At 40.7% G+C, this 16,525-nt stretch carries 13 protein-coding genes and 3 tRNA genes; 6 read left to right on the forward strand and 10 right to left on the reverse strand.

The features are described 5' to 3' along the window. Window positions 1-86 precede the first annotated feature (86 nt). From hflX to tsaE, 6 genes are all read right to left on the reverse strand, one after another. Window positions 87-1,370, reverse strand: a complete 1,284-nt coding sequence (gene hflX / locus AACQ49_RS12960; RefSeq protein ID WP_004246290.1) for a ribosome rescue GTPase HflX — start codon at window positions 1,368-1,370, stop codon at window positions 87-89. Between the two features lie 93 nt (window positions 1,371-1,463). Next, a complete protein-coding gene (hfq, locus tag AACQ49_RS12965) occupies window positions 1,464-1,754 on the reverse strand; it encodes an RNA chaperone Hfq (protein WP_004246291.1) in 291 nt (96 codons plus the stop codon). 109 nt (window positions 1,755-1,863) lie between these two features. Continuing rightward, on the reverse strand, window positions 1,864-2,805 hold the full coding sequence (gene miaA, locus AACQ49_RS12970) for a tRNA (adenosine(37)-N6)-dimethylallyltransferase MiaA (RefSeq protein ID WP_004246293.1): 942 nt from the start codon (window positions 2,803-2,805) through the stop codon (window positions 1,864-1,866). Beyond that, the gene (gene mutL / locus AACQ49_RS12975; protein WP_004253034.1) at window positions 2,774-4,783 is read right to left on the reverse strand and encodes a DNA mismatch repair endonuclease MutL; all 2,010 of its coding nucleotides are present in this window, start codon (window positions 4,781-4,783) and stop codon (window positions 2,774-2,776) included. Before mutL ends, miaA begins: the two co-directional genes overlap by 32 nt. Window positions 4,784-4,804: 21 nt before the next feature. Beyond that, window positions 4,805-6,121, reverse strand: a complete 1,317-nt coding sequence (locus AACQ49_RS12980) for an N-acetylmuramoyl-L-alanine amidase (RefSeq protein WP_004253037.1) — start codon at window positions 6,119-6,121, stop codon at window positions 4,805-4,807. A 13-nt stretch (window positions 6,122-6,134) separates the two neighbouring features. Beyond that, a complete protein-coding gene (gene tsaE / locus AACQ49_RS12985) occupies window positions 6,135-6,602 on the reverse strand; it encodes a tRNA (adenosine(37)-N6)-threonylcarbamoyltransferase complex ATPase subunit type 1 TsaE (protein ID WP_004249636.1) in 468 nt (155 codons plus the stop codon). Window positions 6,603-6,823: 221 nt separating this feature from the next. Between tsaE and queG the strand changes: the two genes are divergently transcribed. The 3 genes from queG (at window position 6,824) to AACQ49_RS13000 (ending at window position 9,527) form a co-directional block, all read left to right on the forward strand. Further along, on the forward strand, window positions 6,824-7,978 hold the full coding sequence (gene queG / locus AACQ49_RS12990) for a tRNA epoxyqueuosine(34) reductase QueG (protein WP_049201563.1): 1,155 nt from the start codon (window positions 6,824-6,826) through the stop codon (window positions 7,976-7,978). 947 nt (window positions 7,979-8,925) lie between these two features. After that, entirely contained in the window at window positions 8,926-9,195 is a 270-nt protein-coding gene (locus AACQ49_RS12995; protein ID WP_017628768.1) for a type II toxin-antitoxin system Phd/YefM family antitoxin, read from the forward strand. A 5-nt stretch (window positions 9,196-9,200) separates the two neighbouring features. After that, complete coding sequence (locus AACQ49_RS13000) at window positions 9,201-9,527, forward strand: type II toxin-antitoxin system RelE/ParE family toxin (protein WP_004246306.1); 327 nt, start codon at window positions 9,201-9,203, stop codon at window positions 9,525-9,527. A 132-nt stretch (window positions 9,528-9,659) separates the two neighbouring features. Here AACQ49_RS13000 and AACQ49_RS13005 read toward each other — a convergent pair. The 4 genes from AACQ49_RS13005 to orn all read right to left on the reverse strand — a co-directional run bounded on the left by AACQ49_RS13005 (window position 9,660) and on the right by orn (window position 10,672). Then, window positions 9,660-9,735 (reverse strand) — tRNA-Gly (locus AACQ49_RS13005). Window positions 9,736-9,775: 40 nt separating this feature from the next. Next, window positions 9,776-9,851 (reverse strand) — tRNA-Gly (locus tag AACQ49_RS13010). Between the two features lie 32 nt (window positions 9,852-9,883). After that, window positions 9,884-9,959, reverse strand: a tRNA-Gly gene (locus AACQ49_RS13015). 167 nt (window positions 9,960-10,126) lie between these two features. Then, on the reverse strand, window positions 10,127-10,672 hold the full coding sequence (orn, locus tag AACQ49_RS13020; RefSeq protein WP_004253041.1) for an oligoribonuclease: 546 nt from the start codon (window positions 10,670-10,672) through the stop codon (window positions 10,127-10,129). A gap of 115 nt (window positions 10,673-10,787) precedes the next feature. On the opposite strand from orn, the gene rsgA reads away from it, so the two are divergent. From rsgA to mscM, 3 genes are all read left to right on the forward strand, one after another. Then, entirely contained in the window at window positions 10,788-11,846 is a 1,059-nt protein-coding gene (gene rsgA / locus AACQ49_RS13025) for a small ribosomal subunit biogenesis GTPase RsgA (RefSeq protein ID WP_004246308.1), read from the forward strand. 88 nt (window positions 11,847-11,934) lie between these two features. After that, on the forward strand, window positions 11,935-12,846 hold the full coding sequence (asd, locus tag AACQ49_RS13030; protein ID WP_004246309.1) for an archaetidylserine decarboxylase: 912 nt from the start codon (window positions 11,935-11,937) through the stop codon (window positions 12,844-12,846). Window positions 12,847-12,868: 22 nt separating this feature from the next. After that, window positions 12,869-16,204, forward strand: a complete 3,336-nt coding sequence (gene mscM, locus AACQ49_RS13035; protein WP_004249643.1) for a miniconductance mechanosensitive channel MscM — start codon at window positions 12,869-12,871, stop codon at window positions 16,202-16,204. The last annotated feature ends 321 nt before the right edge of the window (window positions 16,205-16,525 follow it).

The raw sequence follows: 16,525 nt of genomic DNA on the forward strand, positions 1-16,525 counted from the left end.
GCTCCATTATTATGATTAGATTTATCAGGCTTAAGAGCCGATTTCATCGCCAGCTCTCAGTTAATGTTCTTTAGTATGGCCAATTATCAGACCACGTAATCCAATAAAGTAGGCTCCTGCTTGCAAAGTCGATGCCAGTCTACCATAGGCATTCGGGTGATTAGCCCAACTTTACCGTCTTTTTCAATCCATTCACGCTCAATAGCCTGTAATTGATAAAAACGGCTACGTAATCGCCCTGCTTCTTCTGGCGGTAAACGCAATTCAACGTGTGCGATCTCACCTGAAAGGCGCTCTGTCAACGCCTGATATAACAGAGGAATACCTTCACCTGTTTGTGCAGAAACCCAAACCCTAACAGGTAAATTATCTTCATTTCGATCAATTCTTGGGGTGAAGTCCTCAAGAAGATCAATTTTATTCATCACATACAGTGTCGGTATCTCGTGAGCATCAATCTCTTCTAATACATTTTCAACTGCATGAATGTTCTCTTCAAAACGGCTATCAGCGGCATCAATAACATGAAGAAGCAATGTCGCTTCACGTGTTTCTTGTAGCGTTGCCTTAAATGCCGCCACCAGATCATGAGGTAGATGTCGGATAAAACCAACCGTATCAGCTAACACCACGGTACCAACATCATCGACCTGAATTCGTCTTAAGGTAGGATCCAGTGTCGCAAACAACTGATCAGCAGCATACACATCAGCACAGGTTATACGATTGAATAAACTCGACTTACCCGCATTGGTGTAACCCACCAGAGATAACGTTGGAATATCAGCTTTACTTCGCGCTTGTCGTCCTTGTTCACGCTGACGTTCAACTTTGCCTAGACGCATTAGAATTTGACTAATTTTGCCTCTGAGCAAACGTCGGTCCGTTTCAAGCTGTGTTTCGCCAGGGCCACGTAATCCAATCCCCCCTTTTTGTCGTTCTAAGTGTGTCCACCCTCGAACTAAACGGGTTGATAAATGACGTAACTGAGCGAGTTCTACCTGTAGCTTTCCTTCGTGAGTTCTTGCTCGTTGAGCAAAAATATCGAGGATAACTCCCGTGCGATCAACTACACGACATTCACAAAGTCTTTCCAGATTTCGTTCTTGTGCCGGTGAGAGTGCGTGATTAAATAACACCACATCTGCACCACTCGCTTTTACTGCTTCTGCGATTTCTTCCGCTTTACCTTCTCCCACATAATATTTGGAGTGAGGCGCTCTACGGCTCCCTGTAATAATTTGAACTGGTTTTACACCGGCAGATGTCACCAAAGATTCAAACTCTTGCAAGTCATCAATATCCTTTTCTTGCGAAAAGAAAACGTGCACTAAAACGGCTAATTCGCCACCTTCATAACGATCAAACAAAGGCGAAACCTCATGGACTTTATAAAAACAGGAAAAACATAGGTAAAGTCTCCCTACCTATGTTTTTATTATATTAAGAATAATATTTGATAATTATTCTGCAACATCATCCTGCTGAGTCGCGTTACCGCCACTGTAGTTTGTACCCGCTTGGTTGGTACCTGTATTGCTATGATGAGAAACAGGACGAGAAGGTACTACGGTAGAGATAGCATGTTTGTATACCATCTGACTAACAGTGTTTTTCAGCAGAATAACAAATTGGTCAAAAGATTCGATCTGACCCTGTAATTTAATGCCGTTTACCAAATAGATTGAAACAGGGACCCTTTCACGACGTAATGCGTTCAGAAAAGGATCTTGCAAAGATTGCCCCTTAGCCATTCTATGTTTTCCTTATTTTGTTGTTTTATACTAGAACCTAATGGTTCGAAAAAATGAACTACTCAAAAATTGCACTTTAGCAACTATCAATTTTACACAAACCTACCATCTATGCACTAACTACCTGCAAAACAGTGTTAAGAGACTGTTCAAAATCTTCACTATCTAACCAATGAACATCATGCCAACCTCTTAACCAAGTGATTTGTCGCTTCGCTAATTGCCGGGTAGCGCAGATCCCTCGATAAACCATCTCATCATAGTCGATTTCGCCGGATAAATATGACCACATCTGGCGATAGCCGACACAACGTATAGAAGGTAAATCTTCATGCAGATCGCCCCGTTGGTATAATGATTTTACTTCATCTTCAAAGCCACACGTTAACATCTGTTTAAAACGTGCTTCAATGCGTTGATGAAGTACATTTCTATCTTTCGGAGCAATCGCAAACTGATAAACATCATAAGGCAATGCTTCGCCTGATATTTGAGTTAATTCTGTCATCGATTTACCTGAAATCAGGTAAACTTCCAGTGCACGAGAAAGGCGTTGAGGATCATTAGGATGGATCCGTTTGGCCGCAACGGGATCGACGGATGCTAGCTCTTGATGAATTGCCTCCCACCCTTGTTCGGCTGCTTTTTTTTCGATTTCAGCACGAATTTCTGGATTAGCACTGGGCAAAGGCGATAAGCCTTCTAATAACGCTTTAAAATATAGCATAGTCCCGCCCACTAATAGTGGAATTCGTCCTGCAGCCGTAATTTCTTCCATTGCTTTTAACGCATCTTTACGAAAGTCTGCGGCAGAATAAGGTAATGCGGGATCTAGAATATCAATTAAACGATGTGGTGCAAGCGACTGCTCTGTCTCATCCGGTTTCGCAGTACCAATATCCATACCACGATAAATAAGAGCAGAATCAACACTAATAAGATCAACGGGCAGTTTTTGTCTTAGCGCAATGGCTAATGCGGTTTTACCAGAGGCTGTTGGCCCCATCAGAAAGATTGCTTTAGGTTTTATTTGCGTTTTTACTTCGCTCATTATTCAGTGCCGCTACCACAGGTTGTAATTCTATTAATTGTAATAAGTTTTTGGACGGCTGTCTGACATATTGTGGACATAATCGTTCAATATCAGCCAATAATCCTACTGCCTGAGCCTGTGACCAAACACCCGACTCATGACTTAACTGTTTTGCTAACCAATGCCCAATTTGTTGTTTAGAGCATAATTTTTCTGTTGCCAAATAAGCTAATAGCTTTGTCAGTAATACAGGTAAATTTTGCTGTCGCAAAGGCAACGAGACCGCGTGGATCGTCGCTTTACCATGAGAGATGTCGATAACAATCCCAAAATCACTGATTAACGCCTGAAACTGCTTAAATGTATTAATTTCATCTTTACTGAGTGTGACTTTTAAAGGCACTAGCAAAGGTTGGGGTTTCAGATTTTCATTTTCTGGCAATAACTGGGCACATTTTAACAGAAAATCAGCTTCTTCCAATGCTAACAGCCCTAGACCTTGCGAAGATTCAATTAACGCATATTTCTGCTGATAAATCGCCAATACCCGGCCAAAAGTATAATCTGTTTGCGCTGCGCTGGCATTAACAGAACGAGGCACCACTGAAATTACATTTGTTTCATTGTTATTAGTTGTATGACCAACATCAACCAAATTCAATGGGGGACGAGGGGGAAATAGAGGTATTTTTTCTTTATTTTCAACATCGCTCGCACTTTCTTGCATCATTTTTTGATAAAGCATGCCTTGCGTACGTTGATAACTCTCACCAAACTGACGTGTATCTAGCGTTTTTTGGGGACTCTTTTGCGTATCTGTTAACCCTTTTCCTGCACTTCCTTGGTAAGCTCCCGTGCTCTTTTTTTGCGTAGATGAGGTTACTGGTGCTTGATAAGGCTGCGAAAAAACATTTTCTCCCGCAACTTGGCGATTTTCAGGAAATGTTGTGGCAGTTAAAGCCCCATTATCCTCTTCATCTAAAGATAACGTATCTTCTGTAACCTGCCTTAACACACTCAGGACAGCTTGATAGATAAAATCGTGTACTAAGCGCGATTCGTGAAAACGCACTTCATGTTTGGCAGGATGCACATTGACATCCACTTGATGAGGGTCGACGGTTAAATAAAGCACATAAGAGGGTTGCTGTTCACCTTGCAAATAACCTTCATATGCTTGACGAATAGCATGGTTAATCAATCTATCGCGCATCATGCGCCCATTGACATAACAGTACTGTATTTCACTGCTTTGCACTGGAGCTAAAGGATGCTCTACCCAGCCTTTTATTGCCAGATCACCATGCTCCCACGTCAGTTGCATTGCTTGATCAACAAAATGATTACCACAGATAGCACTTAAACGACGATGATGCTGATGAGTTTCTTTCGCAGCGCGATATTGACGCACCCGCTTACCGTTGTGGGTTAAATTAATTGACACATCAAAGCGGGATAAGGCTATACGACGTACTACTTCATCTATATGACCAAACTCTGTTTTTTCGGTACGTAAAAATTTACGTCTTGCAGGAGTGTTATAAAAAAGATCGAGCACTTCAACTGTGCTCCCCACCGGATGTGCTGCTGGCTTGACTGCCACTGTCATATCACGCCCTTCGGCGTAGGCTTGCCAAGCCTCCTCTTGAGATGCGGTACGAGATGTTAAGGTTAAACGTGATACAGAGCTGATACTGGCTAAGGCTTCACCACGAAACCCCATGCTCATAATGGCTTCAAGGTCATCCAGTGTCGATATTTTGCTTGTTGCATGGCGAGCAAGTGCTAACTTCAAATCATCACGAGAAATGCCGCATCCATTATCGCGGATACGAATTAGCTTAGCGCCACCTTTATCGATATCGATATCAATTGTTGTCGCACCCGCATCTAAGCTGTTTTCAAGTAACTCTTTAACAACAGAAGCGGGTCTTTCAACGACTTCCCCTGCTGCAATCTGATTTGCTAACTGAGGAGGTAATAAATTAATCGCCATTACCTTATCCCACGTTTATCTTTATTTTGGCCCATTCTGTAAGGGATGAGCGAGAAAGTAATTTTTTAATCCGGCATAGATTGAAGCGGCTAATTTCTCTTGGTAAGCATCTGAAATCAGCAATTGTTCCTCAGCGGCATGACTAATAAAACCTGTTTCGACCAAAATAGACGGAATATCAGGTGAACGTAAAACCCCTAAGCTGGCGTGCTCTGGTGTTTTTTTATGTAATGATCCTACTTTTCTAAGTTCAGATAACACCGCTACCGCAACGTCATAGCCTACACGCTGTGAATTACCAAATTGTAAATCTAATACTGCTTGGCTTAAATAGGGATCAACCCCTTCTGCGAGTGCATCACCAGCGCCACCGAGAAGCTCTGATTGTTTTTCGCTTTGTTCAAGCCATTTACCTAATTCACTATTCGCGCGACGATTTGACAATACCCAAACAGATGCCCCGCGCGCACTACGATTAGGTGCAGAGTCGGCATGAATAGACACTAACATATTGGCACCTTGCTTACGGGCCACTTCAGAGCGTCCAGCAACAGAAATAAAATAGTCGCCATTGCGGGTTAAAACGGGTTTGAACATAGGATCATTACGCAAAATCGCTTCTAATTTTTTTGCCACTCTTAAGGTAACATCTTTTTCACGATTACCTTTTTGCCCAATAGCGCCGGGATCTTGACCCCCATGCCCTGCGTCAATCGCAATAATTATTTGCCGATCGCTCGATGCGGGCTTATTCGAGGTTGTGCGAGGCTTTACTGGTACTACAGGTGCAACGGGTTGCTTAGGTGTACTCACTAAAGGCGCCATCTGTTGATTAGCCACCGTATTTGTGGCTTTGTTTGCTGATAACGCCACTACACTGACCGTCGTTGATGTATTGTTATTTTGTCGAGCATTAATAGGTTTGATAGTAAGTACTAACTTATATTCACCATTGCTATTTAACAAGCGCTCCGTCACCACCACTGGTTTGGCAAGCTCTACCACCATACTTTGATATTGGCTATCTTTTGATTGTGTCGTGCGAATTTTCTGTGCTAATTGCTGACGATTTAATGTCACAGGTAAACCCGTTATTTGGCTACCTTGCTTAAAATCCATCACTAACCTATCTGGATTTTTCAGTGAGTAATATCTATAGCTTGGTTTCCCACCACTAAACGAAAATGTAAGTGTTGTAGCCACATCCCCATTTTCGGCCTTCACTTCTGTTACCGTAGCGGCTTGTGCTATTTGCACCACAAAAAGTGACAGAACAACCAACAAAAAGGTGGCAATATAACGCTGACATTGGCTCACAATAGTGATGAGACTCGACATAATCAATATTCCTTTATGCAGACTGAATACGGGATAAAACAGCATTCCCTCTCTGTGAAAGGGCAATAAAATGGGCTTTACGACCTTCATTTTCATAGCTTAAATGAAGCTCTAAATCCGCATTAGGTATAAACCCTTCCCCTTGAGAAGGCCATTCAATGAGACACAGTGGATCTTGTGCAAAATAGTCACGTATCCCCATAAATTCTAACTCTTCCGCTGAAGCTAAGCGATAAAGATCGAAATGATAGACTGGGCGTGGTGTCAGCATATAAGGCTCTACCAAGGTATATGTTGGACTTTTAACATGACCTTGATGACCTAAAGCTTGTAAAAATCCGCGGCTAAAGGTGGTTTTCCCGGCCCCTAGATCACCAAATAAATAAATAATAAGCCCTTGGTTATTTGTCGCCATTGCGACTGAATGCCCTAGTTTTACTGTTGCAGCTTCATCTTCTAATGTAACAACCCATTCTTTCATATTCATACAATCTATTGTTAGGTAATAACGACTTAGTTAATAGCATGTTAGAGCACATGCAAACAGACCATTTTTATATTCACTTAAAGTAAATTATTATCAGAATCAATTTCAAATAACCATACCATAAATCTATTTCTTACGAGGATTTTTCCTATCGTTGCACTATGATACACTGCGCACTCTTAGGACTCACCTATTAGCTATTATTTCGGTTGCTCATGTCATCACTCGATCTTCATCACCTTGCTCAAAATATAAAACGTTGGGGAACTGAACTAGGATTCCAACAAACAGGAATTTGCGATACTGATTTATCGCTCGAAGAGCCTCGTTTACAAGCTTGGTTAGATAAACAGTATCATGGTGAAATGGCATGGATGGCTAAATATGGCATGACTCGAGCAAGACCCCATGAATTGGTGCCGGGCACATTGCGTGTGATCAGCGTCAGAATGAACTATTTGCCAACAGATGCCGCTTTTGCTCGTACCCTTAATAATCCAGAGCAAGGCTATATTAGCCGTTATGCATTAGGTAGAGATTATCACAAAGTATTAAGACAACGCCTTAAAAAATTAGGTGAAAAAATTACGCAATATTGCCAACAGTTTGAATATCAAGGTATTGTTAATTTTCGCCCTTTTGTTGATTCAGCGCCGATAATGGAACGACCATTGGCCGTGAAAGCTGGTCTTGGGTGGGTTGGTAAACACTCACTTGTTATCAATAATCAGGCCGGCTCTTGGTTTTTTCTCGGTGAATTATTAATTAATTTACCTTTGCCTATTGATTTTCCCGTTGAAGAGCAATGCGGTAAATGTGTAGCTTGCATGACCACTTGCCCAACAGGCGCCATCGTAGAGCCTTACACCATTGATGCTCGTCGCTGTATTTCTTACCTAACGATTGAACTTGAAGGCGCTATTCCTGAAGAATTTCGCCCTTTGATGGGCAATCGTATCTATGGTTGTGATGATTGCCAATTAATTTGCCCATGGAATCGTTTTTCTTCGCTCACAGAGGAAGATGATTTTTCTCCGCGCCGTGCCTTACATACACCAGAATTGCTGGATCTATTCCAATGGAGTGAAGAAAAATTTCTGCGTATTACAGAAGGTTCACCGATCCGACGAATTGGCTATTTACGTTGGCTAAGAAATATTAGTGTTGCGTTAGGCAATGCCCCTTATCAGGACAAAATTGTACTGGCCTTGCAAGAGCGCTTTGGTTTAGGGGAGGTTTTAGATGAACATTTGCACTGGGCTATCGCCCAACAGAAAGCCAAAAGAGAAGAAAAAACACTAAAAATACAGACTTCACAACAAAAACGTCTAGTAAGGGCAATAACTAAGGGCCTACCTCGTGATGCTTAGTTTTTAACATGATACGCATACTCATAAGATGAGATAATTTCACCTGTGAATAAAATAAAAACTCTTTGTCTATCAATATGAAGAAAAAATTCAAGCGAAGTGTGGCACAAATTAAAAAAAATAAAAATAAACTTACTTATCAATTGGATAGATAAAAGCAATATTTAACTCACTAGCATAATATGCTAATGACTCAATGATAGCAGCCTGTGGATAACTCTGTGCAGTAAAAAAATAAATTAGTGCTAGATGCAAGGATTATGAGCATCTTATTGTGGATAATTTATTTCGATAAGAATATTAAGATAAGTGGAACTCGGGCTCTTTTTTCCAAAGAAAAGTCATAAAAATACTTTTCTTCATAAAAAATACTCTTCAAAGTATATTTAACAGAATAAAAACCTAAACAACAAAAATTGATCTGAGGTTTAGCTCCCCCCTAAACGAGGAAAGGCGCACATTCTAGTGCTGGCTAAATAGAAATGCAAGCAAAGATCAAAGATAGATCACAAAAAAATAGCTTGATCTTTCTTGCTGTTATCGATTTCCCTTTTTCTGCACTGCAATGGGTCACTCGCTTTAAGTGTATTAGCTACAATCGCTGATCTGCACCTACCACAGTGTAGACTCATTTTTAAAAAGTGAGAGAGAAAATAAAGATTTTTTGGTTATATTTTATACAAGCATTGCTATTTCCTGTCCATAGTTATGTCCTTGTGACTTTTAGAATGCAATAGCTTTATTTGGGTGTTATTAAACAAAATAACGCTTTGTATTGTTGCTTATGCGTGACTGCTCCCCGCCCTGTTGAAGTGACCTCATAGAGTTGGACTGTTCATTAAGCGGTTTTCGCTAAAGGTTTTCTATATTGCATTTTAGCTTTTATCTCTTCACACTCAGATTAGACTTTTTTTAGACTTAATTTAGTCTTATTGATTAAGGTAGATATGCGTTACTCAGAACAAATCAAACCAATTAGTTATTTAAAAGCTAATGCCGCCGAAGTGATGACTAAACTCACTGAATCTGGTGCACCGATGATTATTACTCAAAATGGCGAAGCAAAAGCGGTTATTCAGGATATTACCTTTTATGAAGAGACACAGGAAACATTAGCCTTACTTAAAATATTGGCGTTAGGTCAGCAACAAGTTGAAGCAGGTGAAGTAAAAGATATAAAAAGCGTTGTTCAGCGTTTAAAAAGTAAAAGGAAATAATCGTAATGGCGTCCTATAAAGTGGTAATGACGAAAGATGCCGAAACAGACTTAGAGGACATCAATAACTATATTGCCGACCACGACAGCATAGATAATGCAGATTATGTATTAGATGAGCTGCTTAAGGTCACTAATACACAGGCTAACTTTCCTATGAAAGGCAGTATTCCAAAGGAATTACAAAGTTTAGGTATTCGTGAATATCAGCAAATCTTTTTTAAACCTTATCGTGTCATCTATCACACAATAGCAAAACAAGTGGTTATCTTTATTATTGCGGATGGCAGACGAGACATGCAAGCCCTGCTTACTCGGCGACTTTTAGGGTAAAAATATCTTACTGTATATTCTTATCATAGAGAGACAGGCCGACTTCTAAAAACAGCTTAGCTAATGCTATTACGAAAAACGCTTTGATTTATAAGAATTTACTGAGTTTATTGAAGTCTTTGGAAGAAGATTTGGAGCGGGAAACGAGACTCGAACTCGCGACCCCAACCTTGGCAAGGTTGTGCTCTACCAACTGAGCTATTCCCGCATTTGGTAAGTTTTGTGCTGATAATTATCGAAGAAAGATTTGGAGCGGGAAACGAGACTCGAACTCGCGACCCCAACCTTGGCAAGGTTGTGCTCTACCAACTGAGCTATTCCCGCGTCGCTAATACTGATAACTATCGAAGAAAGATTGGAGCGGGAAACGAGACTCGAACTCGCGACCCCAACCTTGGCAAGGTTGTGCTCTACCAACTGAGCTATTCCCGCGTCTTTCTTACACCCGTACAAACGAAATTCTTCATCGGTACGGGAAGCGCATTATACGAGAAAAATGCTTAACCGCAAGCCCTTATCAGTAAAAAAATGCGTTTTTTTGATTGCATGACGATAAAATCGTCACAATGATGCAATATCAGCCATCAATCCGCTAATTTCTACTCTTTAATAAAGGTTTGGCGATAATAGGCTAATTCAGCAATAGATTCTCGAATATCATCCAACGCTTGATGAGTATTTTTTTTCTTAAATCCTTCAAGGATTTCAGGTTTCCAACGACGAGCTAACTCTTTTAGTGTACTGACATCGAGATAACGATAATGAAAATATTTTTCTAATTCAGGCATATAGCGAAATAGAAAACGTCTATCTTGCCCCACACTATTACCACAGATCGGTGATGCACCCTGTGGCACCCATTTTTCAAGGAATTCGATAGTGGCTTGTTGTGCAGCCGCATCATCATACTGACTCTCTTTAACCCGCTGAACTAAACCACTTGCCGTATGTGTTGTAGTATTCCATTCATCCATCGAGGCGAGTAATTTATCCGATTGATGTACAGCAATAACGGGACCTTCAGCTAAAATATTAAGTTGGGGATCGGTGACGATAGTGGCAATTTCAATAATACGATCGCGTTCAGGATCAAGGCCGGTCATTTCCAGATCTATCCAGATAAGATTGTTCTCGCTTTTTGACATAATATATCCTAGCTGTTTCTTAGAGTGAGACATGATATTTTAACCTTTATCATAGCGCGTTTACTCAATAAGCACGACAAAAGAACATCTAACCGAATAACACAAGTGAGGATCGGTGACAAAACGTAAATTATCTAAAGGCCAGCAACGCCGAGTACAAGAAAATCATAAAAAGCGTTTGCAAAGCAAAGAGAAAAAAAATCACGTTGAATTAGACGATACACAATTAGGCGAAGCGACCGAAGGCCTCGTTATCAGTCGCTTTGGGCAACATGCAGATATTGAAGCTGCAGATGGCTCTATTACTCGTTGTAATATTCGCCGTACTATTTCATCCCTAGTCACAGGCGATAGAGTGGTGTGGCGCCCTGCATTACAAACCCAAGAAAATGTGCGCGTCAATGGCATTGTAGAAGCTGTTCATGAGCGTACTTCTGTACTCACTCGCCCAGATTATTATGATGGTATTAAACCTATTGCCGCTAATATCGATCAAATTATTATTGTTTCAGCCATTTTACCTGAGCTTTCACTTAATATTATCGACCGCTACTTAGTGGCTTGTGAAACCTTAAATATCGAACCCCTTATTGTATTGAATAAAGTCGATATGTTAGATGCAGAAAGCCGAGCGATGGTAAGTGAGTGGATGCAAATTTATAAAGATATTGGTTATCGAGTGCTTGAAGTCTCAAGCTATACCAAAGAGGGATTAGAAGCATTAACTCAAGCATTAATTGGCCGCATCTCTATTTTTGCTGGCCAGTCAGGTGTGGGTAAATCGAGCCTTCTCAATACTCTCTTACCACCAATGGAAGAAAGTATTCTGGTCAATCAAGTCTCTGACAACTCAGGGCTTGGACAACATACCACCACCGCATCGCGCCTTTATCATTTCCCTCTAGGAGGCGATGTTATTGATTCACCGGGGGTACGTGAATTTGGTTTGTGGCATTTAACACCTGAGCAAGTGACCAAAGGTTTTATTGAGTTTCGACCTTTCTTAGGAGGCTGTAAATTCCGTGATTGTAAGCATAATGACGATCCGGGTTGCTTGATCACCGAAGCCGTAGATAAAGGTGAAATCGCACCAACCCGATTTGAAAACTATCATCGTATTTTAGAAAGTATGAGTCAGGTGAAAGTGCGTAAAAATATTAATTTAGACTCTTAAGCATAGATTCACTGACAACCCTATTAAGGGTGGGTACAATAGACCCCTTTTGTCGATTTTTTATCGTTCGATCCCAGAGGTTGCCATTTTGGACAAGCTAAAAATTAAACTACAGTATCTATTGCCTAAATTATGGCTAACACAGCTAGCTGGTTGGTTTGCCAATAAAAAAGCAGGTAGCGTTACTCAATTTGCTATCAAAATGTTTGCTCGCGCATATAAAGTTGATATGAATGAAGCGAAAGAGAGCCAATTTCAGGCTTATGCAACATTTAATGAGTTTTTTATTCGTGCATTAAAAGATGGCGCTCGCCCTATTGTTGAAGGAGATAACCAACTGGCTCTCCCCGCAGATGGCGCTGTCAGTCAGCTTGGTCAGATCCAAGACGATCAAATTTTACAAGCCAAAGGGCACTCTTACACCCTTGAAGCGTTGCTAGCAGGTAATTTTACCTTGGCCGACCAGTTCCGCCATGGACAATTTATTACAACCTATCTTTCACCACGGGATTACCACCGTGTTCATATGCCTTGCGATGGGTTATTAAAAGAGATGATTTATGTCCCCGGCGATCTCTTTTCTGTTAATCCTTTAACTGCGGCAAATGTTCCTAACTTATTTGCTCGTAATGAACGTATTATTTGCCTTTTTGACACCCAATTTGGTCCCATGATACAAATTCTTGTTGGAGCGACCATTGTAGGGAGTATTGAAACGGTCTGGTGTGGCATGGTAACACCACCACGTGAAGGTATTATTAAACGTTGGACTTATCCTCAAGCGGATAAAGTTGGCGCTATATTTCTGAAAAAAGGTGAAGAGATGGGACGCTTTAAATTAGGCTCGACCGTTATTAACCTCTTCCCTGAAAATAGTGTTCAATTAAATAAAGATCTGATGAACGGCTCTGTAACATTAATGGGAGAACTACTAGGCTCTATCATTAATGCCACAGGCACTGATCATAAGGCCTGCGATAATAATACCATTAATGAATAATTCGTAATTCGGAGTAAACCTTGTGCGCCTGATAATCAGTCTACTTTTTAGCTTTTTTCTGACTATCTCATTCAATACTTCGGTGTTTGCTGCGGATGTTGATAAATTACGTCAAGATATCAAACAACTTGAAGGCAGTACTAATCCTCAAGATATTGAAACTGTTCAGGCGCTACAAGGCACCATCAATTGGATAAATGATGGTGAAAAAGCTCAAGTTAATGCGGATAATTATCAAAAGACTATTGATGAATATCCGCAGATCACTCAAGAGCTAAGGGCTAAATTACTCGAAGAGAGTCACTCAGTTCCAACAATTCCAGAAAAAATTACCATTCCTGAGCTTGAGCAAAAAATTATTCAAGTGAGTAGCCAACTGATGGAACAAGCTCGGCTACAACAACAAGAGCAAGATAAAAGCCGTGAAATCAGCGAATCACTCAATTTACTCCCTCAGCAACTTTCAGAAGCTCGTCGTTTACTAAGTGATGCAACGGCGCGTTTAGCGGCAATAGGGGCATCAAACACCCCACTAGCAGAAGCACAAAATAAATTAACCCAAGCTGAAGTCACAGCACGAAAAGCGATGGTTAATGAGCTGGAAATGGCGCAACTTTCTGCTAATAATCGTCAAGAAATTACTCGACTGCGCTTGGAGCTATTTAAAAAACGTTATCAACGACTTGATGTACAACTGCAACAATTGCGTAGTTTACTAAATATCAAGCGCCAAGAAGTGGCAGATCTCGCTTTAGAAAAGACAGAAATGCTCGCCGAGCAAGGGGGCGAACTCCCCGAGTTTCTGACTAAGCAAATCGAGACTAACCGTCAACTTTCTCAGATCCTCAATAAACAGACGCAAGAAATGAGTGAGTTAACCGAAAAACAGCGTCTAACAACACAACAAACCCAACAAGTAAGACAGACACTCACAACCATTCGAGAGCAAGCCCAATGGTTAAGTGGCTCTACGGCATTAGGTGAAGCATTAAGAACACAATTGGCTCGCTTACCTGAAATGCCCCGCTCTCAAGAGCTGGATAGAGATATCGTTCAGTTACGTGTTGAGCGATTAGGCTATGAAGAGATGCTAGAAAACCTAGGCAAAATCCAGCCTCCTGAAACTGCCGATGGCTCAAAGCTACCAGAAGCTCAGCAATATATTTTTGACTCTCTCATTCAAGCGCGCCAAGAGTTACTCAATTCTCTTTTATCCGGTTATGACTCCCAAATCTTAGAGTTAACCAAACTCAAAGTAGCCACAACACAACTTGCGGATGCCTTAAAAGAGACAAAAGATGCCACAAACCGCTATATGTTCTGGGTGGCCGATATCAGCCCAATAAAACTCAATTATCCGGTTTTATTAATTAAAGATATTACTCGCCTACTCTCATTAGATACTTTCTCACAATTAGGGCATGCTGCGGTTAACATGCTCAAAAACCAAGATACCTTTATCTATCTACTGGTCACCCTATCTATTGTCGGTTTTAGTCTTCGTACCCGTAAGCATTACAATGCGTTTCTTGAAAGAGTCAGTAATCGCATTGGTAAAGTCACTCAAGATCATTTCTCATTAACGGTGCGTACCGTATTTTGGTCAATATTAATCGCCTTACCACTACCGCTATTATGGTCTGCCGTAGGATATGGTTTACAAAGTGTCGAATGGCGTTATCCCATGGCGGGAGCGATTGGTTATGGTGTGACTGCCGCAGCCCCTGTGCTATGGCTATTTATGATAAGTGCTACCTTTGCTCGCCCTAATGGGTTATTTATCGCGCAATTTAAATGGAAAGAGAGTCGTGTGAAAAAAGCGATGCGCTTTTATCAACTGTCGATTTTCGTCATTGTGCCGTTAATGATGTCGCTTATCACCTTTGAATACTATAGTGACAGAGAATTTGCGCCAACGGTTGGGCGTTTTTGCTTTTTATTATTGTGCATTGCTTTAAGTTTTATTACCTCAAGCCTAAAAAAGGCACATGTGCCGCTTTACTTAGATAAACATGGCTCTGGTGATAATGTGATAAATACCATTTTATGGTGGTTCTTACTTGTTGCCCCTGTTCTTGCTGCCCTCGCGGCTATCTTAGGCTATCTCTCAACCTCCATCGTATTACTGGGTCGCTTAGAGATGTCTGTGGCGATTTGGTTTGCCTTGCTGATTATTTATCATATTATTCAACGATGGATGCTGATCCAACGTCGTAAGCTTGCCTTTGAACGAGCCAAACAAAAACGGGCAGAAATTTTAGCTCAACGAGCCAAAGGGGAAGATGAGAATACCATTGTTGGCAGCAGTGGTGAGAGTACCGCTAACTTAGAGTTGGAAGATCAAGCCATTGACCTTGATGCGATTAGTGCACAATCTATTGGTCTAGTTCGTTCTATTCTGACCATGATTGCACTTGTGTCCATGATTTTACTCTGGTCAGAGCTCAATACAGCCTTCTCTTTTGTCGATAATATCCGACTATGGGATGTGACTTCCTCCGTTAATGGCGTCAATACTATCCAGCCCATTACCATGGGGTCTATCTTAGTCGCTATATTAGTGATTATTATCACGGCACAATTGGTAAGAAACCTGCCAGCACTGCTTGAACTGGCAATTTTACAACACTTAGATCTAACACCTGGTACAGGTTATGCCATTACCACTTTAACGAAATACAGCATCACCCTAATAGGCAGTATTGTTGGTTTCTCATTATTAGGTATTGAGTGGTCAAAACTACAATGGTTAATTGCCGCTATGGGGGTAGGTCTTGGTTTTGGCTTACAAGAAATTTTTGCCAACATTATCTCAGGGTTAATGATCTTGTTTGAAAAGCCAATTCGTATTGGTGATACCGTTACTATCCGTAACTTGACTGGGAATATTTCTAAAATCAATACGCGAGCCACCACGCTCACCGATTGGGATAGAAAAGAGATCATTGTGCCTAATAAAGCATTTATTACAGAGCAATTTATTAACTGGTCATTATCAGACTCTATTACACGTATCGTGATGACCATCCCTGCGCCAGCTGATTGCAATAGTGAACAAGTGACCAATGTTTTATTAGAAGCCTCTAAACGCTCTACCATGATTTTAGACAACCCTGCTCCTGAGGTTTACTTGGTTGACCTACAACAAGGGATCCAAATCTTCGAGTTACGTGTTTATGCCGCAGAAATGGGACATAGAATGCCAGCCAGACATGAGATCCATCAAAATATTCTGCTAGCCTTTGCAGAGCATGGCATTCCATTACCGTTCCCGCCGTTCCAAGCACGGGTAGATATGGTAGGTAATACCATTAGTACTTCAATGCGTGCAACACCGAGAGAAGTAGGCGGATTGTAGTCAATTACATCTATTACTTTGAATAAAAATGCCACTAATTTAAATGAAAAAACCAAAATAGTGGCATTTTTGCTTGTTGTTACCTCTTTTTTTACCACTGTTATGCGCCTAGCATTCAATACAAACAGTCAGTTATAAACAGCTATTCTATTGGTATGACGCATGTCACACCACAATAGGTATGCACACTCCTTTTACCTATCACTATTAATAACTTTTTTTTCATTTTTTTGTTTAATAAAATTGATGATTAATAACATAATGAAACTATTTTATCGATATATAATTATACAATATTGGAATATGAACATCATAAAATGT

This window comes from Proteus sp. G2675, from assembly GCF_963886535.1.
Classification (GTDB): Bacteria; Pseudomonadota; Gammaproteobacteria; order Enterobacterales; family Enterobacteriaceae; genus Proteus; species Proteus mirabilis.